This is a genomic window from Paenibacillus sp. 102 (genome assembly GCF_039549175.1).
Taxonomy (GTDB): domain Bacteria; phylum Bacillota; class Bacilli; order Bacillales; family Bacillaceae_G; genus Bacillus_A.
In genome coordinates this window covers 1-19,060 of sequence record NZ_JBCGHT010000009.1, presented here as the reverse complement: position 1 = coordinate 19,060, position 19,060 = coordinate 1, and the positions used below count along the sequence as shown (strand labels likewise).

Below are 19,060 nucleotides of genomic sequence, written 5' to 3'. Positions count from 1 at the left end.
ATTTACAATTTCTAGTTCCTTCTTCTACTTAAAAAAAGCAACCTAATTATATTTTGGTTGCTTTTACTACTTTTATTCTTTTATTGTTTGTGAAACCTCATATAATCCAGCCAACACTTCCGCTCTCATTTTGACAAGCTCCGGATATTGATAAAAGAATGCCATCTTTTTATATTTCAGTTCTTGTCCCTCTTTCACTTTCTTTGAATCTTGCAAAATGAATGCTGTAAATGTATCAGCAATATCCTCTGCTACATTCGTTGTCCCATACTCAGAGACGAATTGATCATGCTTCTCTTCGAAAAATTGTATTTGCGCCTCTTCCTCTGTTTCGATTTGCTTTTCTTGCCATTCACTTTCAATTGGCTTCCAGAAAGAATCATAGAATTTGTTAATATACGAATCTGCTTTCGCGCACCCTTCTTGCAAGAAAAGATTGTTACACTTATTTTGATAAGAAGAAACATCTTTCTCCGCTTCAAATGCCTTTACATACTTTTTATCTACTGGAATTTGTTTATCACTAAGCGTTAATACATGAGCAGTCTCATGTATTAATGTCTTCATTACTTCATCTATATTCACACCTGAATCAAGCGTATCTAAACTTAACACCCAATCTTTCGGATTCTCCATACTAGGAGTTACATGGGCAACAATTCCATCATATCCATCTGTCACAATATCAAATTCTTTTATATTCTCTCGATACTTAGACGGAATTAACGTACGATAAATTCCCCATAACGTTTCATGATAATCTCTATCTTCATGCTGCTGTATGATGTCTTCCTTCGCTTCTTGATCATCCGCAAACACCTTATTTAAACGTTTCTTATCTAGCTTTTCAAAATAAGGATCTATGATGTCTTCCTCATCAATATAATAAGATGCTAAAAAGAAATAATTTTCATCCTCATCTTTCTTCTGTTCAGCTATTTTCATACTACCTTTCTTTCCAGCATTCTCTTCTGTACTTTCTTCTATTCCCTCTTCCAATCCTTCTGCATCTTCCTCTAGCTCTTCCAGCTGAGACAGACTTTCCATCTTCTTATATACTTTTTGAACCATATCATCTCCAAGTTTCGTACATTCATCTTCTGTTTTGCATATCTCTTTCTTTTCCGCAACTTTTACCTCTTTACTGCACCCTGCTGTAACACCAATTGCTAAGATAAAACATAATAGCCTTCCACAAACCTTCCTCATATAAACCTCCATTATTCCATTCTACAAAGATATGATAATCATTTTCTTACAAATATGCGATAATTATTTTTAGGGAGTTTTTTACTTTTTGAGGGGGAATGTATGATGATACGCGCTGTATTATTTGATTTAGATGGAACATTGTTAGATCGCCGTCAATCTTTGGAGAGTTTTATTAGTAAACAATACGATCGTTACACAGGGCATTTTACTGAGATAGAAAAAAACGAGTATTGCACTCGTTTCATTCAGCTTGATAATAACGGCTATACTTGGAAAGATAAAGTATATACTACTTTGCTCAACGAATATAACATTACAACTCTAACCGCCGATCAACTCCTGCACGACTACGTAACAGAATTCACAAATCACTGCATTCCTTTTCCAAATATGCATGAATTGCTACAACAATTACAAAATCAAGATATCGCAATCGGAATTATTACAAATGGCTTCACAGAATTTCAGATGAACAACCTTCGTGCCTTGCAGCTACATACTTATACAAATACAATTCTTATTTCGGAAGCAGAAGGTATTAAGAAACCACATCCAGTTATTTTTGAACGTGCTCTCCTTCAATTAAATGTGAAACCGGAAGAATGTATTTATGTAGGAGATCATCCAGAAAATGATGTAATTGGAGCTGAAAATGCTGGCATTCTCGCTGTTTGGAAGAAAGATTCATTTTGGAAGGGATTTGAGCATTCTCGTGTGGCTCAAGATTTGCTTGAAGTACTGTCTTTTGTATAAAAAAGAACTCGGCTCCTTTACTTCGTAAAACAGCCGAGTTCTTCTATATGTTTCATCGTACGCGCTAATACATCATCGCGCATAATAAAGCTAAATTTCCTATCAGTTTTAATACTATCAGGAATTTCTTTTAATAGAACAGACCCTTTTGTCTCTTCGTAGTGCGTATGTTGTTCTACAGCACTAATTGTTGCGAAATAAATGTTTTTAATGATTATTTTGTCTTTTCCAGATACTTTGTATTGTCCTAAGTAAGTTAAATCAGAAACAATGCCGCCGGTTTCTTCATGAACCTCCCGAACTGCCGCTTCTTCCGGTGTTTCCCCAATTTCCACTTTACCACCCGGAAATTCAAGACCGCGGCGTAAATGATGCGTTAATAACCATTGATCCCCGTACCGGCATACAACCCAAACATGCTTTGGCTCAGGAGAAAATGGATAACGTTCAAACGATAATTGTACAGTGTTGTGGTAATAATCTTTAAATTTGTACATGCCATTACTCCCCTATAGATGGTTACAAGTTTTTCCTACCACAAATTGTAGCATATTCTCGCTTTTCTGCATAATGTTATCCAACTATAATCCATTGATTATTCCCATTTGCGCGACTAATTCCTTTGTTTCATGATTTCCTAAATCATAAATCATCTTATACGCTTTCTGCAGCTCAACATCATACCGGTCATTATTCGAATCATGATGGTACTCAACATACGGAACGTGCGAACGTACAAATGAGCCAAGATCTTCACGATACGCTTGATCGAAGTATTCCCGTAGTTGAATAATTTCCTCATCCGTTGCATGAATCTCAAAACTATATGTATCCGCCGTTTTCACCTGCGAAATCTGTCCATTTCCTACTGATATATAATAAGTTTTCTTATTATCCATATAACGCCCTTCTTTCACCTTTTTAATTTCTATTATTTTCAACAATTACAAAATTATGTAAAACGAAGTTTCATTTAGTGATAAAATGGGGAAAAGGAGGGTTCTATTTGATTAAAATATTAATTGTCGGAGTCATTATTGTACTTATCGTATTGGTTCTCTCTGTGCTAACTATTAATAAAGGCTATTCATATAAAGTGAAACTTTAATCAGTGGGGGTTTTCCCCATCCCCCACTGATTATTAGTTGAACCAATCGGGCTTTTACGGACAGTTCATCTCCCACCTAACTTCTTTGCTTTCGCTGAATTTTGAGGTAGGAGTGTTACTGTCCGTTAATGCGGGATAAACATTCGGTTGATAAACCAGAGGACAATCCTTATCTGGCAAATAAAAAGGAGGATCAATAATATGCTTCGTATACTCCGCCTTCTCACTACTTTCATTGTTATTATCGTATCCTTATATAGTCTATTTACACAGAGCGATGCATTTCTTACACTTTCACAATTTTTCGTAGGAGCCTTAATATTCATAATTGCGATTGAACAAATCAAAAAGAAGGATCCAAGCACCGGCCTAACTTGTATGGTGGCAGGAGTTTTCGTGTGGGCTGTTCTCGCAGTAAAGTATATTATGTAGCGATTCTTTTCTTACGGAGGGGTTAACATGTTAAAGTTTGTTCGAATAACCTTTTCACTCATTGCATTAGCTTTATCTATATATGGTTTTATCACAGATAACAGAGGCATTCTGCTTTATATGTTTATCGCTTTAGGGTTCATGTCTTTCACGATGAGCATTGAGGAACTACGTGAACAAAAGAAAGTAAGTGGAACGCTTTGTTTTCTAGTTGGAGCTGCCGTTTTATTCATCGCTATATCGGAATTTCTCCGCTAATACAAGCTTTCAAAGGAGGGATTAAATGCTAACGGGATTACGTATTTTTTTCGGACTGCTGACGCTCGTTCTTTGTATATATTCTTTTTTTACCAATAACCTCGCCTTCACCCCTTATATACAAATTGGTTTTAGTTGTTCATTTATCCTTCTCGGTATAAATGAAATAAAAGCAGGGCGAAAATCAATGAGCATTCCGTATTTCGGGATTTCCGCCCTTATGTTCTTCGTTATGGTATCAAAATTCTTTCACTAAACAAGGCAATTTATAGAGTTAAAATAACTAGCCGTACTCTCCTTCTCTTACTACATATCATCTATTGAACAAACTGTTTTGGTTGTTCTTTTATATGTTTATCATCCTGACGCCAATCATAAGTTTCTTTCTTTGAAATATCTAACGTTTGATCTCCAATTCTAACTCTATCTTTATCTATCCATTCAATGTATGGATTTGTATCTGGATAGTTCCAATATACATTTTGGACAGAATTGGAACTAAGGTTAACTAATTCTCCTCTAACAGCATCTGCACTTAATGATCCGGCGTTATGAAAATAGGTTTTAATAACATGTTTCCCATCTGGAGACTTTACAGTCCGAATCAATTCTCCTTTCGGAACACCTTGCAAACTAAAAAATTTCCAATATCCGAAGCCAATGATCATTACTAGCGCAATAAGTAATACCAATGCTACTTTTCTCTTTATCCTTTTGATTTGAATTTTTGCATCGTCCACTCAACCATCTCCTATAATATTGAATATGAACTTATAAAAACCATATTACCCCACAAAATAACCAATTAATATATGCCAACAAAAAAGAAACTCCTGCTTCACTAAACAGGAGTTTCTTTTTCATTTACTAAAAACTACTTTCCCTAATATTTAATCTCGTTGATAAAATTACCTTTTTAGCTACATGCCGTCCTGAAAATCTTTCCATTAATAAATCTACTGCTGTTTCTCCCATAAGCCCCGTATATACTTTCACTGTACTGAGCGCAGGAGAAAGATACTGAGAAATACTGATATCATTTACACCAATTATATTTACTCTTTCTGGAACAGCAATCTTCCATTCATGTAATACTCGCAAGCATCCGATTGCCATGGCATCATTTCCAACAAAAAAAGCCGTTGGTAACTGATCTTGCTGCTCTTCTATCGCCTGTTTCATTAGTGAATAGCCATCGTTTACTGAAAATTGACCTATGTATATATTTTTTTCATCCAATAACTCTTGTTTCTTCATATATTTTATAAAAGCGCGTTCCCTTGGATCTTCAATTTCAGCAGTCTGATCTTTAAAAATCTCCCTTCCTCCTATATATCCAATCCTTTGATGTTCCTTTTCTATTAAATAATCAATCACCTTCATTGTTACCTTTTCAAAATCTACGACAACTGAATCAAACAGTTCCTCATTTGGAGAATAATCTACAAATACAATATTTTTTGTTATCGTTTCAAATAAACCTATTTCTCTTTCACTAAACTTCCCTATTGCAATCATGCCTTGAATGTTTTCCTTCATCAAATCTTCCATTTGGCTATGAAAAAGTTTTACGATTTTCAAACCTTGCTGTTCACATCTTTTTTCTATCCCTAAACGAATAGACATATAATATAAATCGTTAAGCTCTTCTTCTTCCGTATACCAATGAACCAAAGCGATTTTTGGTAATTCTTTTTTGCGATTTGTACGCTTCTTATAAGAAAGTTCCTCTGCTGCTTCAAATATCTTTCTCTTCGTTTCATCACTCACAGAGAGCAATGGATCATTATTTAACACCCGCGAAACAGTAGCGATGGATACGCCTGCCTTCTCTGCTATATCTTTAATCGTTGCCATACCTGATTCACCTACTCTTCTCCATTATTCAACCAAAAACGTATATTTCGTTGAGGAGGAGAATACTTGATTTTTATTTAAAATATAAGAAGGAAAATTCGGATGATGAATGGCATCAGGCAATCCTTGTGTTTCTAGACAAAGACCTAAATACTTCCTAGATTGTACTCCATATATTTTAAAATCATCTGGTAACTGGTTACCTGTATACAAAACTACCCCAACTTCATCCGTTTCCACTACTAATTTACGCCCACTATCTTCATCCCATAGTATAATTTCCTGATCGTAGTTGCTATTCAAAAGAAAAGGATGATCGTACCCTTTTCCTACTAATTCATTTTGATAATAGCGAGCGTATACGCCCTCTTTTATTTGCCTTCCTGTTCGGAAATCAAAAGGCGTATTTATGACATCCAATAATTTTCCCGTTGGCAATAATTGTTCATTTAATTCTAGAAATTGATCACTATTCATTTTTAAAGTGTGCTGTAAGACATCCCGTTTTACATTGCCACTTAAGTTAAAATACGTATGATTCGTTATGTTTAATATGGTCGTTTTATCTGACTGCGCTTCATAACGAATCATAAATTCATTCGCGTTATTCAATGTATAGATCACTTTTACATGTACAGTTCCTGGATATCCTTCTTCTCCGTTAGGGCTAGTATAAGTAAATTCAATTCCAGTTTCCTTCTCATTTTCTATTATTTTAGCATCCCAAACGATATAACTAAATCCATTTAAACCACCATGGAGATGATTGTCTTGATCGTTTTTTACTAGCGTATATGTGTTGCCATCCAACTCAAATTGAGCACCTTTGATTCTACCAGCTACTCTTCCTACAACTGCTCCAAAATACGGAGAATATCTCTCATAGTTTTCTAATTCTTCAAAACCTAAAACGATATTTTCATAATTTCCTTTCCTATCAGGAGTAATGATTTTTGTAATCACACAACCGTAATTTAAACACGTAACTTCTATACCCTTGTCATTTTTTAATGTATAAGCGTACACATCTTCTCCATTTACTTTACCAAATACATTTTGAAAGACTTTCATATCCCTATCTTCCGCTCCTCTAAACTTTGTATAAAACGTTTAAATGCAGCTATTCCTTCATCATTTCGTTTGAAAATCCCAGCATCTTCTAATGCCCTTAAAAATTTAGCCGCTAACTCTTTTTGAACAATATGGTGAATATTCTCTTCATTCACTTCCTTTTTATATCGCTCTCTCAGTTGTTCTGCCCATCGTTTGTGATATTCCGCTACACAATTGTCGTTATACAATATATATCGTTCTACCTCTTGTAATTCTGATTTCAATCTTGCTGGAAGTACAGCTAATCCCATCACTTCAATTAAACCGATGTTTTCCTTCTTAATATGTTGTACATCCTGATGCGGATGAAAGATACCAAAGGGATACTTCTCACTTGTGCGATTATTGCGTAATACAAGATCTAATTCATACTGTTCATTTCGCTTGCGTGCAATAGGCGTAATCGTATTATGCGGCATACCGTCTGTATGTGCGTAAATATGAACAGATGAATCGCTATATTGCTTCCATTTTCCCAAAATGTAATCTGCCACATTTACTAATAAATTAGAATCCTTACCTTTTAAGCGAATAACAGACATGGGCCATTTCAATACTGAACATTGAACCCCTGGGAATCTATCCAATTTAAATGCATAATCATCTGCTGCTTTTGCCATCGCAAATTCATATTTACCACCTTGATAATGATCATGAGATAAAATAGATCCGCCTACAATAGGTAAATCAGCATTGGAGCCAATAAAATAATGAGGGAACCGTTTCACAAAAGAAAGTAATCTTCCGAAAGTTTGGCGGCTTATTTCCATATTCCGATGTGTTTCTGCTATCACAATGCAATGTTCGTTATAGTACACATAAGGAGAATATTGTAAGTACCATCGCTCTCCTAATAATTCTGTTCGAATCATTCTATGGTTAGAACGTGCCGGATAGCCAATTCTGCCCACATATCCTTCATTTTCAATACAAAGCAAACATTTCGGATAATCCGTATTTTGTATTACGTTTTCGTTTACAATTTCCTTTGGATCTTTTTCCGGTTTAGATAAATTAATCGTAATGTCCAATTCCCCATACTCTGTATTCGCTTTATAACTAATATTTTTTTGAACACGCTTCGTTTGAATATAGTTGCTTATTCGACTTAATTCATAAAAATAATCCGTTGCATGTTCCGGATGGCACTCATAATATTGATAGAAACATTGATTAATAGTCGATGGTTTTGACATGAAGCAGTTCATAATTTGACTCGCCAATATTTCTCCATGATGAGAATAACCATCGATAATTCCTTGTTCACTCGCATACTGAACTAAATCTTCTAGTAGATCTGCTATTTCTTTTTCTTCCGTTTTACTTCTTTGCATTTCAAAACGCTCTAAATGAAGAAGGTGAAGAATTTGATTTCTTACATAAATTCCATCTTCTCTTTCGATAAACCGAAGTGAACATGCCCGTTTTATAAGTTGCTCAATGACTTGATAAACATTCATGATACTTTCCCTCCGCTGAATCGTTATATCCATTCGGATTATTTTCATACATATCCTAACCATCTATAAAGAGAAGTAAAATAGTTATACATTATCTGTAACTACTACATTGAAGTTTGCTCTACGAATTGCTATACTAGCACGAAAACCGATATAATCTGCCCTTCATTCATTGCATTGCCTCTTTCTGTAACTCTCGTGCCCCATCTCCAATATCAGCAACATAAAATGTCGCTTCGTAACCGATAATTTCTCTATATTTTTGTCCAACGTTACAAATAAATTGATCCATATATTCTTTCCCAACGATCGCAATCGCACAACCACCAAACCCTGCACCTGTCATACGTGCTCCTATAACCCCCTCTTGTTTCCAAGCTGATTCAACCAATGTATCTAGCTCTCGTCCTGTCACTTCATAATCATCACGTAAAGAACAATGGGATTCATTCATCAGTCTTCCAAATTCTTTTATATTATTCTCTTTTAACTCTTTTACAGATTGCAATGTTCGGCAGTTTTCATACACAACATGTTTAGCCCGTTTTCTTACGCTATCTTCCTGAATTACATGCTTGTATTGTTCAAACATTTTTTCAGTTAGTTCTCCTAAGGAGCTTATATCAATTACCTCTTGCAAATTTGCAAGTGCCTGTTCACATTCCATTCTTCTCTCATTATATTTAGAAGCAGTAAGCTCTCGACGCTTGTTCGTATTCATAATAATGATATTGTAGTTATCGAGCTCGAGTGGCGCATACGTAAAATCCAGTGTTTTACAATTCAACAACATCCCATATCTTGCTTTTCCCATCCCAATAGCAAATTGATCCATAATGCCACTATTTACACCGATAAAATAATTCTCCACTTTTTTACCAATTTCAGCTAATTCTATACGATCTAATTCGAATTGAAATAATCCTTCCATCGTTACCCCTGTTACAAGCTCAATAGAGGCAGATGATGACAATCCCGCACCATTTGGAATATTTCCATAAAACATAATGTTAATTCCTGAATCAATGCTATATCCCGCTTCTATGAGATAACGAATCATACCTTTTGGATAATTCGCCCAATCATGTTCTTGCTTATAATCTAATTCGTGTAAAGAAAATGAAATAACACCCTTTTCCGGGAAGTTCAATGAATAGGCACATATTAACGCATCATCTCGTTTACTTGCTAACGCATAAGTGCCGAAAGTAATGGCACATGGAAACACATTCCCTCCGTTGTAATCAGTATGTTCTCCAATCAAATTAATCCGACCAGGCGCAAAGAAAGTACGATACTCCTCTTGGTGAAATATTTTCTTAAAACTCTCCATTAACTGGTTATATATCACCTAAAATCCCCCTTATGTAATACGAACTAAAAAGGTTTTCCATCCTAACTCCGAATTAATTCTGCTAAAAAATAAAGATCTACTATCTTTTTACTAAAAAAATTCAAAAAAGTCAAAATATTTTTAGTAAAAAACAGTATTATATAGTTATGTATTTTAGTAAAAAACAGCACATGATTTTACTTTGCATTTTAAACTAGATTAAAAAAGTATAAATAGGAGGCCATACAATGAAATCTAGCTAAAAATCGTACTCTCTACTTCTCCCTATTTACTGTCTTATTGTTAGTTGATTAAAGTGAAAACAAAGTATATTTTCTTCATTTGATTTGACAGTAAAAGTTAAATATGATGATTCAAGCTCTCATAACTGGTTTAATCGCACAGAAAACCCCCTACATTTTTATTTATTAACTCCTCTAAGATGTTCTTTAAACTATAAAAAGCTGCCTTTTTACAGGAAGCTTTCTAATTCTTCTCTAGTGCATACAATTTTTTACTCATTTTACTTCAATCGGTTTCTTCACAATAAACCAATAACAAAGCGCCCCGCATCCAGCAATGATTCCACCAGAGATAAATGCTAATGCGTAAGAACCTGTTGTATCAACAATTATTCCAGCAATAACGGGAGAAAATGCTCCGCCAAAATATCCACCAAAACTTTGAATCGAACTAACAGAGGCTACGGAAGATGCCGGAGCTACATCACCAGCAAGCGCCCAAGCCCCACCTGTAATAGAAGAAATAAAGCAGATGGCTAATGTCATGAGTGCAACTGTAGATACAATATCATGTACAAATGGCAAAATGATGAGGACTATTGCTGTTAAAACTGCACTAATGCTAATTAACATACGTTTTGAATTTATAGGTGAAGCCATTCCTTTATCCACCATTTTTTTAGTGAGATATCCACCAAATATATTTCCAAATACCCCTCCGAAATAAGGAATACTCGCATAAATTCCTAGTTCTGTTAAAGAAATATGATAGGATTCGACCAAGTACAATGGTAAAAATACGAGAAAGATATTCCAGCTCCAAATGGTACAAAAATAACCTAAAATAAGCCCCCACATCGTGCGATAAGTAAATAGTTTCCCCCATTTAATTTTTCTCTTTTGATTTACCTCTGACTCTTCTATACTGTCAGATTGAATATAATCTAATTCTTCTTTTGAAAGTTTACGACTTTTCTTCGGTTCGTGATAAAACATAAGAAATATAATACCGAAAATAATCCCAATTAATCCGGTTACAAAAAAGAGGCCGCGCCAACCAAATGTCACCATAAAAAAAATAAGAATCGGCGGAGAGATAGCTGGTCCCCATTTTGAAGCTGAATCCCAAATCCCCGTCGCAAGTCCTCTTTCCTTCTTAGGAAACCATTCAGAAGTAACTTTTGCCCCCGTCGGCCAGCAAGGTGCCTCCCCAATCCCCAGCAGAATACGCGCAATAATAAACATAAAAAAACTATTGAGAACACCTGTTAAAGCAGTAGCTACGCTCCATAACATAATAGCGATAAAATAAATTCTTTTCGCTCCATATTTATCAATAAGCCAACCAGCTGGCAGTTGCATCGTTGCATATACCCAAGCGAAAACCGTTCCTAACAATCCAATCTGCGTTTTTGTAAAATCAAGATCTTTCATAATTTCAGGAGTAGCAATTGATAAATTCGTACGGTCTAAATAATTAATAATCCCACCTGCCAAAAGCCAAAAAACAACAGTCCATCTAAATTTTTTTGTTGTATCAGCTGGATGCACATCTAGTTTTGGATTTATTCCCCTCTCCATCATTCATCCTCCCTTTTTGAACAAAAAACGGACATATATTTTTGGTATAGAAAAAGGATATGGAATCCATATCCTTCTCTCAAATTACTCCAAACTCACCCAAATACTCTTCACTTCCGTATAATTATCAAGCGCATACGCCCCCATTTCACGGCCGATACCAGATTGCTTATATCCTCCAAATGGTGATGCAGCATTTTCTAAGTTATAACTATTAATCCACACTGTACCTGCTTTTAATTGATTCGCAACTTGATGCGCTGTCTTTACATTTTCCGTCCATACACCAGCTGCTAAACCGTACGGTGTATTGTTTGCTCGTTCGATAACTTCTTCTATCTCATCAAAAGGTAAGATCGAAACAACAGGGCCAAAGATTTCTTCTTGCGCAATTTTCATATTATCGGTTACATCTGCAAATACAGTTGGCGCTACAAAATACCCTTTTTCAAATTCTCTCACGCCGCCCGCTACCAGCTTCGCACCTTCTTCTACTCCGCTCCTAATGTAGGCCTGTACACGTTCTTGTTGCTTCTTCGATACGAGCGGTCCCATTTCTACTTCAGGGTCTAATCCGTTCCCTAACTTCACTTCATTCGCCATTTCTCCTAATTCACGAACAACTTTTTCATAATGCTTACGATGAACAAATACACGTGAACCTGCGCTACAGTTTTGCCCATGGTTATACATAATGCCGTTGAATGCTCCTGGAATTGCCTTAGAAAGGTCAGCATCTTCTAAAATAATATTCGGTGATTTCCCGCCAAGCTCTAATGTGACGTGCTTTGTCATTTCCGCTGCTTTACGCATAATCCCTTTCCCAATCACAGTTGATCCTGTAAAAGCAACTTTATCGATATCTGGATGATTCACAATTGCCTCACCAGCACCTTCACCAAATCCAGGAACAAAATTGACTACACCATCTGGAAATCCAGCTTCTTTAAATAACTGCGCTGTATATAGAAGGGAAAGCGGCGTTTGCTCTGCCGGCTTAAGAACAATTGTGCATCCTGTTGCAAGTGCTGCACCTAACTTCCAAGCAGCCATTAATAATGGAAAGTTCCACGGAATAATTTGTCCGACAACGCCAATCGGTTCATGGCGTGTATAGTTCAAATATTCCGGTGAAATCGGGATTGTTTGCCCAAGAATCTTTGTCGCCCATCCCGCATAATAACGGAAGTGATCAACTGTTCCTGCAATATCATCTTCGAGGGCTTGCTTATACGGTTTCCCATTGTCTAGTGCCTCAAGCTGCGCCAGTTCTTCTTTATTCTCATCAATTAAATCTGCAAGCTTGTAAATCAAGTGAGCCCTTTCTGCTGCACTGATTTTTGACCAGGCTCCTTCTTCAAACGCTTTGCGCGCAGCTCTCACTGCAAGGTTCACATCTTCCTCTCCTGCTTCACTTACGACAGCAAGCACTTCCTCTGTCGCTGGATTCCAAACGTCGAATGTTTTCCCACTCACTGCTGGAACAAATTTTCCATCGATGAATAATTCCTTTTTCCCTTCTAAAAAAGCTTGAACTTTCGGCTTTAAATCTTGGTTTGTCGTTAGCATGCTCCTCTCTCCCTCCCTTTACTTTTGTAATGTTAATAGATTTTCTAAAATTCCTTGTAGCTTTTGATCTTCGTCCTCAGTTAAAGATAAACGAGGTTTACGAGATGGACCACCAGCTTGCCCTTTTACATCCATCACTCTCTTAATGATTTGAACATACTTCCCTGATTCTTCAATAAAGCTACAGAGCGGTAAAATTTTATCGTATAACTCCCACGCTTTCTCTAGTTCCTTATTTTGTACTGCATCAAATAGTTCTGTTACAAGCTTTGGCACCGCATTACCTGCAACTGAAATCCAGCCTGTTGCCCCAACTAAAAAGGATTCTAATACTAAATCATCCGCACCGCAGAATGTTTCAATATCTCCTTTTCCTTTTCTTGTAATATCACGCACTTTACGAATATCACCGCTCGATTCTTTTACATGCGTAATATTTTCTACATCACGTCCGACGCGGAGAATCGTTTCTGTGCTAATATCAACGCCAGATGTAAATGGATTATTATAAATCATAATTGAAAATTGAACAGATTCCGCTACTGCTTTAAAGTGTTCGTAAATCTCTTCTTCTTTCGGATGAGCGTAGTATGAATTAATCAGTAATGCACCGCTTGCTCCCGCTCTTTCCGCTTGTTTTGTATATTCAATCGCTTCTTTTGTCGTTTCAGCCGCCGTCCCAACAAGAAGCGGAATACGTCCATTAATTTGTTCCACCGCTGTTTCCACAACTTTGAAACGTTCTTCCTTTGTTAAACTAACGAACTCTCCTGTACTTCCATTCACAACTAAACCAGCTACTCCTTCACTGATAAAATGCTCAATATTTTTCTTTAAACCTTCCCAATCAATCTCTTCGTTCTGGTTCATCGGTGTAATAATAACTGGATATGCCCCTTTAAATGTTTGATACATGTTTCTTCCTCCCATCACTGAATTTAACTAAAGACGAAATAAATTGAAGTGTCACTTCAATTTATTTCGTAAAAAAAACGAATTTCATATCATCTATACACTTACGGTCATTATAATGCAGAGAAAATAAATTTACAATACACATTTCTGATTTTTCTGAATTTTTTAAAGGTAATTTGCAAAACTCAAAACTTTCCTTTACACTTTTTCTTAAGAAAAATTCTATCTAATACATTATTCGAGGGATTATCATATGGACGAAAATATCGGAAACAAAATTAAAGCTCTTCGCTTAGAAAAAAGAATGACCTTAAAACAAGTCTCTGAAAAAACAGATCTATCTATTAGTTTTATCTCTCAAGTAGAGCGTTCGAAATCTTCTATTACACTAGAATCATTGAAAAAAATATCAGAAGCACTTCATGTCAGCCCGAGCTATTTTTTCGCAGCTGAGCAAAAAACAAATACAAGTATCATACGCCGCGGGCAGCAAAATGAAGAACATGTAAATTACTCTCATTTTATTTACACGAATCTTTCTGGGAATGTATCAAATCCACATTTCGAGCCAATTTTAGTGACGCTGCATCCTGGTGAAAAAAAGGGCAATCCGTATTCTCACAACGGGCAAGAATTCGTATTTGTACTAGATGGTGTACTCACCATTCTATTAGAAAACGAGGAGCATGATCTACATCCTGGTGACAGCATTCATATGGAATCTGCTACACCACATAATTGGTTTAATCATACAGAGAAGCCCGCTAAATTTTTGTTTGTGAGCTCACCTCCGATGTTCTTTAAAAAGTAGCTTGTTCTTTTTATCGATGCTTCGACAATATATGCCATACATCAAGACTAAAAAAGCTGCCCATTCACAGGCAGCTTTCTCATTTATTAACCAAATACTTTTTCAAGCTCATCTTTATCTTGGCTTAACCAGAAATTCATTAAGCGTTTTGCTCCTTCTAAATCATGAAGCTTCGCTTGACCACACTGCGTTTCATTTGCAGCTGGAATTTCTGTAATTTGAACCGCATCTTTTAATGTAAGCTCTAATAAATCAATAACTTCACGAACAGTTGGCGTACCACTTACAACAAGATAATATCCTGTTTGGCAACCCATTGGTGAAATATCGATAATATCAAAATGCGGATAACGATCAATATATTTACGTAAATTAAATGCTAATAAATGTTCTAACGTATGAATGACATCTGGTTTCATCGCTTGTTTATTTGGTTGGCAAAAACGAATATCGAATTTATTCACAATACCGTCACTACCTACTTTATGAACACCACAATGTCTTACATAAGGTGCCTTTACAATCGTATGGTCTAATTCAAAGCTTTCTACTGATGGCATACAACATCTCTCCCGCTTTCAATTTAATTCCGTTATATCCAATATGATATAACGGAAATTCGAATTAGTAAAGTATTATGTAAATCCAAATTAAAAAACGAACATCAAACCCTTCTTTTCAGATGGGAGAGAGCATCCGGCCATGCATAGAAGCGGTCAGTCCCTTTTTTCGCCCCATGCCATATGAAAACAAAAAGAGAAAGCAAGTAGATAATTATTTTTGCTTTCATAGCCACAGCTCATATGTCGAAAAATCAAAATGGATTTATATATATAGCCGCCGTGCTATAATACTAGAAGAATATGCTGAAAAGGAGACCGTTATGAAACAGATTTCCATCGGAATCATACGCTTTTATCAAAAATTCATTTCCCCGATGACACCACCTACATGTCGCTTTTATCCATCATGCTCAAGTTATGGATTAGAAGCATTTCAGAAGCACGGTGCTTTCAAAGGATTCTGGCTCACACTCATACGTATATTAAAATGTCATCCTTTTCATCCAGGAGGATTTGATCCAGTCCCAGATAAAAAGGATGACAAAGTAAACTCTTAAGCTTCGTAGCCATTCACAACTAAGTCTAATTTTCCTGTATCAGGATGAATAACAAGACCATGAACAGGTACTTCTGTCGGAAGTAATGGATGGTTACGAAGTACGGAAACGCTATGTTCTACACTTTCTTCCACACTCGAGAATCCTTGTAAGAATTTATCTAAATCGATTCCAGAATATTGAAGTGTGTCTAATTTATCTTCTGTAACGCCGCGCTCTTTCATTTTTTCAATTGTACTGCTTGCCTGTATTTTTGCCATACCGCAATCATGGTGACCAACAACACATATTTCATCTGCGCCAAGTTCATATATAGCAACTAATACACTGCGCACAATACTTCCAAATGGATGTGAAATAACAGCGCCCGCCACTTTAATAATTTTGACATCGCCGTTACGCATATTCATTGCTTTTGGCAATAATTCAACAAGACGTGTATCCATGCAAGAAATGATTACCATCTTTTTATTTGGAAATTTTCCCGCCTCGTACTCTTCATATTTTTTCTCTTCAACGAATTTTTCATTATACTGCAAAATTTCTTCTAATGACTTCATAGTAAAGAACCCTCTTTTCTCTTATTTAAACTACGTACTAATTGTACCAAAATCTAAAAAATCCCAAAAGGATATTACTTTATTGCAAATATATAATTTTTCAGACAATCGACATAATTCTTTCGAAATATACACACAGCTCTGTAACAACTCCCACATGCTCCTTCCATATTTTCACTATAAACTGGATGTAGATAATGTTAAAAAGGAGTGAAACTTTATTATGTCCGACGTTCTGTTACTGAGTCGTTTTCAATTTGCAATTACTATTTTTTATCACTTTTTGTTTGTACCTTTGACAATCGGACTTGTTATTTTAGTAGCGTGTATGGAAACACAATATGCACGTACATTAAATCCCACTTATCGAAAAATGGCGAATTTCTGGGGTAAGCTATTTACGATAAACTTCGTAATGGGGATTATAACCGGTATTACGATGGAGTTCCAATTTGGGACAAACTGGTCAGAGTACTCAAAATACATGGGGGATATCTTCGGATCACCACTCGCAATCGAAGCACTTGTTGCTTTCTTCTTAGAATCTACCTTCATGGGAATTTGGTTATTCGGTAAAGATAAAATCTCACCAAAGTTCCGTGCTTTTTGTATGTGGATGGTTGCACTCGGAACAAACATTTCCGCACTTTGGATCATTACAGCAAATGGCTTTATGCAAAACCCTGTTGGCTACGTGGTGCGTAACGGCCGCGCTGAATTAAATGATTTCTGGGCACTTGTTACCAATCCATACGCATGGAACATGTTCTTCCATACAGTAATTAGTTGTTATATCGTTGGTGCTTTCTTCGTAATGGCGATTAGTGCGTATCATTTATTACGTAAAAACGAAGTAGAGTTCTTTAGAAAATCATTTAAATTCGGTTTAATCTTAGGTTTATTCGCTGCAACTGTGACACCATTTATGGGTCATCAATCTGGCGTTTCAGCTGCTAAATATCAACCAGCAAAAGGTGCTGCAATGGAAGCTGTTTGGGAAACCGGCAAAGGTCAAGGTTTTTCAATCATTCAAATTCCTGATGTGAAAAATGAAAAGAACTTTGAATTGCTTACAATTCCAAAACTAGGAAGTTTCTTCTATACAAACTCATTTGATGGAGAAATTGTCGGTTTGAAAGATATTCCGAAAGAAGATCGTCCAAACGTAAACCTTGTTTATTATAGCTTCCGCTTAATGGTTGCACTTGGTATATTCTTCATGGCACTTACTTGGTACGGTTTCTATTTAAATCGTAAAGGTAAACTAGAAGATTCAAAGCGTTACTTAAAAATCACAATGTGGTCTGTCTTACTGCCATATGTGGCGATCAATGCTGGATGGGTTGTTGCTGAAGTAGGTCGTCAACCATGGACAGTATATAAATTGATGCGTACAGCTGAAGCTGTCTCACCAATTTCTGTCCCGCAGATTTGGTTCTCATTACTAAGTTTAGTATTATTCTATACACTGCTATTAATTGCTGATGTATATCTAATGTTGAAGTTCGCGAAAAAAGGACCTGCAGCATTAGAAGAACCTACTAAGGGAGGTGCCGCTCATGTCTCATGATATGCTTGCAGTCATTTGGTTTGGTTTATGGGGCGTGATTTGGACAGTTTACTTTATTCTTGATGGCTACGCACTCGGTAACGGAATGATCTTCCCATTCGTTACGAAAGACCGAAAAGAACGAAATCAAATGCAAGAAGCAATTGGGCCGTTCTGGGGCGGTAACGAAGTATGGTTAATTACAGCAGGCGGTGCAACATTCGCTGCCTTTCCAGTTACTTATGCAAATATGTTTAGCTACTTATATACACCGTTATATTTAGTATTACTTGCTCTTTTTGCTCGTGCAGCAGGGCTTGAATTTATGCATAAAGATGATTCACCAATTTGGCAAAACGTTTGTAAATGGGCTTTTGCAATTGGTAGCTTCCTAATCGCGTTCTTATTCGGTGTTACATTTGCAAACCTATATTACGGGCTGCAAATTGGAAAAGACGGCTATGAAGGAACATTATTTAGCTTATTAAATCATTACGGTATTTTAGGTGGGCTCTTCTTCACTGCAATCTTCGTCATATCCGGCGCACTTTGGGTTATGATTAAAACGTCCGGTGAAGTATCAGCTCGTGCTTATAAAATTGCAAAACCATTTTCAGTAGCAGCAGCAAGTATTTTAGCAATTTTCTATGTAGCAACTGCAAACCGTACAAACTTATTCCAAAACTTTACGGAGTATCCCGTACTGTTCATTCTTCCAGCTCTTGCAATGTTAATGAGTGTCCTAGCAATTATTATGGTTTACAAACATAAAATTGGCCTTGCATTCACGTTTGTCTGCCTAACAATCGCAATGTTTATGACAACTGGTTTTGCGGGTATGTTCCCAAGAATGTTACCATCACGTATTAACGATGCATATAGTACAACGTTATATCAAGCAGCAGGCAGTGAATTAAACTTAAAAATTATGTTCTTCGTCGCAATGGTAATGGTACCAATCGTTATTGGATATCAATTATGGAGCTACACAATCTTTAAAGAAAAAATTCATAAAGACTCTGCGAAGGGGTATCACTAGAATGAAAAAAGGCACTCAAAATGGTCTTACCCCCGTCAAGTAGACAGCTGTAAAAAAAGACTATGCGGCCATCGAGATTCGATATTCAATCGGAGCTCGATGGTTAAGCCTTTTTTGGAATCGTTTGTAGTTGTAATGATAGATGTAT

The 19,060-nt window shown here is 36.3% G+C and carries 20 protein-coding genes and 1 pseudogene; 8 read left to right on the top strand and 13 right to left on the bottom strand.

The window, feature by feature from the left end; genetic code table 11:
• Positions 1–72: 72 nt before the first annotated feature.
• Positions 73–1,209: a recombinase family protein gene (locus AAIE21_RS18445; RefSeq protein WP_343268112.1), complete on the bottom strand. Its 1,137-nt coding sequence runs from the start codon at positions 1,207–1,209 to the stop codon at positions 73–75.
• Between the two features lie 105 nt (positions 1,210–1,314).
• Here AAIE21_RS18445 and AAIE21_RS18440 point away from each other — a divergent pair, with 105 nt between their 5' ends.
• Entirely contained in the window at positions 1,315–1,965 is a 651-nt protein-coding gene (locus AAIE21_RS18440) for an HAD family hydrolase (protein WP_343268238.1), read from the top strand.
• A 17-nt stretch (positions 1,966–1,982) separates the two neighbouring features.
• Here the strand turns inward: AAIE21_RS18440 and mutTA are convergent, their stop codons facing one another.
• Positions 1,983–2,462, bottom strand: coding sequence for an antimutator 8-oxo-(dGTP/GTP)ase (gene mutTA, locus AAIE21_RS18435; RefSeq protein ID WP_343268111.1), 480 nt, complete (start codon positions 2,460–2,462; stop codon positions 1,983–1,985).
• 84 nt (positions 2,463–2,546) lie between these two features.
• Entirely contained in the window at positions 2,547–2,864 is a 318-nt protein-coding gene (locus tag AAIE21_RS18430; protein ID WP_343268110.1) for a hydrolase, read from the bottom strand.
• A gap of 107 nt (positions 2,865–2,971) precedes the next feature.
• Between AAIE21_RS18430 and ytzI the strand changes: the two are divergent.
• The 3 genes and pseudogenes from ytzI to AAIE21_RS18415 all read left to right on the top strand — a co-directional run.
• Positions 2,972–3,061: pseudogene (gene ytzI / locus AAIE21_RS18425) on the top strand (YtzI protein); the annotation flags it as partial.
• A gap of 213 nt (positions 3,062–3,274) precedes the next feature.
• Entirely contained in the window at positions 3,275–3,505 is a 231-nt protein-coding gene (locus AAIE21_RS18420; protein WP_343268109.1) for a DUF3953 domain-containing protein, read from the top strand.
• 27 nt (positions 3,506–3,532) lie between these two features.
• Positions 3,533–3,763 (top strand): DUF3953 domain-containing protein, encoded by a 231-nt coding sequence (locus tag AAIE21_RS18415; RefSeq protein WP_343268108.1) that lies wholly within the window; start codon positions 3,533–3,535, stop codon positions 3,761–3,763.
• Between the two features lie 317 nt (positions 3,764–4,080).
• Here the strand turns inward: AAIE21_RS18415 and AAIE21_RS18410 are convergent, their stop codons facing one another.
• The 8 genes from AAIE21_RS18410 to dapA all read right to left on the bottom strand — a co-directional run bounded on the left by AAIE21_RS18410 (position 4,081) and on the right by dapA (position 13,833).
• A complete protein-coding gene (locus AAIE21_RS18410) occupies positions 4,081–4,503 on the bottom strand; it encodes a DUF5412 domain-containing protein (protein WP_343268107.1) in 423 nt (140 codons plus the stop codon).
• A gap of 127 nt (positions 4,504–4,630) precedes the next feature.
• On the bottom strand, positions 4,631–5,620 hold the full coding sequence (locus AAIE21_RS18405; RefSeq protein WP_343268105.1) for a LacI family DNA-binding transcriptional regulator: 990 nt from the start codon (positions 5,618–5,620) through the stop codon (positions 4,631–4,633).
• 24 nt (positions 5,621–5,644) lie between these two features.
• Complete coding sequence (locus tag AAIE21_RS18400) at positions 5,645–6,691, bottom strand: aldose epimerase family protein (RefSeq protein WP_343268104.1); 1,047 nt, start codon at positions 6,689–6,691, stop codon at positions 5,645–5,647.
• Positions 6,688–8,193: a UDP-glucose--hexose-1-phosphate uridylyltransferase gene (gene galT, locus AAIE21_RS18395; RefSeq protein WP_343268103.1), complete on the bottom strand. Its 1,506-nt coding sequence runs from the start codon at positions 8,191–8,193 to the stop codon at positions 6,688–6,690. Before galT ends, AAIE21_RS18400 begins: the two co-directional genes overlap by 4 nt.
• Before the next feature lie 169 nt (positions 8,194–8,362).
• Positions 8,363–9,544 (bottom strand): galactokinase, encoded by a 1,182-nt coding sequence (locus tag AAIE21_RS18390; RefSeq protein WP_343268102.1) that lies wholly within the window; start codon positions 9,542–9,544, stop codon positions 8,363–8,365.
• A 500-nt stretch (positions 9,545–10,044) separates the two neighbouring features.
• Positions 10,045–11,349, bottom strand: coding sequence for an MFS transporter (locus tag AAIE21_RS18385; RefSeq protein ID WP_343268101.1), 1,305 nt, complete (start codon positions 11,347–11,349; stop codon positions 10,045–10,047).
• A gap of 84 nt (positions 11,350–11,433) precedes the next feature.
• Positions 11,434–12,918, bottom strand: coding sequence for an aldehyde dehydrogenase family protein (locus tag AAIE21_RS18380; RefSeq protein ID WP_343268100.1), 1,485 nt, complete (start codon positions 12,916–12,918; stop codon positions 11,434–11,436).
• Positions 12,919–12,936: 18 nt separating this feature from the next.
• The gene (gene dapA / locus AAIE21_RS18375; RefSeq protein WP_343268099.1) at positions 12,937–13,833 is read right to left on the bottom strand and encodes a 4-hydroxy-tetrahydrodipicolinate synthase; all 897 of its coding nucleotides are present in this window, start codon (positions 13,831–13,833) and stop codon (positions 12,937–12,939) included.
• A 253-nt stretch (positions 13,834–14,086) separates the two neighbouring features.
• Between dapA and AAIE21_RS18370 the strand changes: the two genes are divergently transcribed.
• Complete coding sequence (locus tag AAIE21_RS18370; RefSeq protein WP_343268098.1) at positions 14,087–14,644, top strand: helix-turn-helix domain-containing protein; 558 nt, start codon at positions 14,087–14,089, stop codon at positions 14,642–14,644.
• 86 nt (positions 14,645–14,730) lie between these two features.
• Here the strand turns inward: AAIE21_RS18370 and luxS are convergent, their stop codons facing one another.
• Positions 14,731–15,204, bottom strand: coding sequence for an S-ribosylhomocysteine lyase LuxS (luxS, locus tag AAIE21_RS18365; protein WP_016116785.1), 474 nt, complete (start codon positions 15,202–15,204; stop codon positions 14,731–14,733).
• A gap of 323 nt (positions 15,205–15,527) precedes the next feature.
• Here luxS and yidD point away from each other — a divergent pair, with 323 nt between their 5' ends.
• Positions 15,528–15,764, top strand: coding sequence for a membrane protein insertion efficiency factor YidD (gene yidD, locus AAIE21_RS18360; protein WP_343268097.1), 237 nt, complete (start codon positions 15,528–15,530; stop codon positions 15,762–15,764).
• On the opposite strand, the gene AAIE21_RS18355 is transcribed toward yidD, so the two are convergent.
• Positions 15,761–16,324, bottom strand: coding sequence for a beta-class carbonic anhydrase (locus AAIE21_RS18355; RefSeq protein ID WP_343268096.1), 564 nt, complete (start codon positions 16,322–16,324; stop codon positions 15,761–15,763). The two genes, yidD and AAIE21_RS18355, sit on opposite strands and share 4 nt — an antisense overlap.
• Positions 16,325–16,547: 223 nt before the next feature.
• Between AAIE21_RS18355 and cydA the strand changes: the two genes are divergently transcribed.
• Both cydA and cydB read left to right on the top strand, forming a co-directional pair.
• Complete coding sequence (cydA, locus tag AAIE21_RS18350; protein WP_343268095.1) at positions 16,548–17,894, top strand: cytochrome ubiquinol oxidase subunit I; 1,347 nt, start codon at positions 16,548–16,550, stop codon at positions 17,892–17,894.
• Positions 17,884–18,912, top strand: coding sequence for a cytochrome d ubiquinol oxidase subunit II (cydB, locus tag AAIE21_RS18345; RefSeq protein WP_343268094.1), 1,029 nt, complete (start codon positions 17,884–17,886; stop codon positions 18,910–18,912). Before cydA ends, cydB begins: the two co-directional genes overlap by 11 nt.
• The last annotated feature ends 148 nt before the right edge of the window (positions 18,913–19,060 follow it).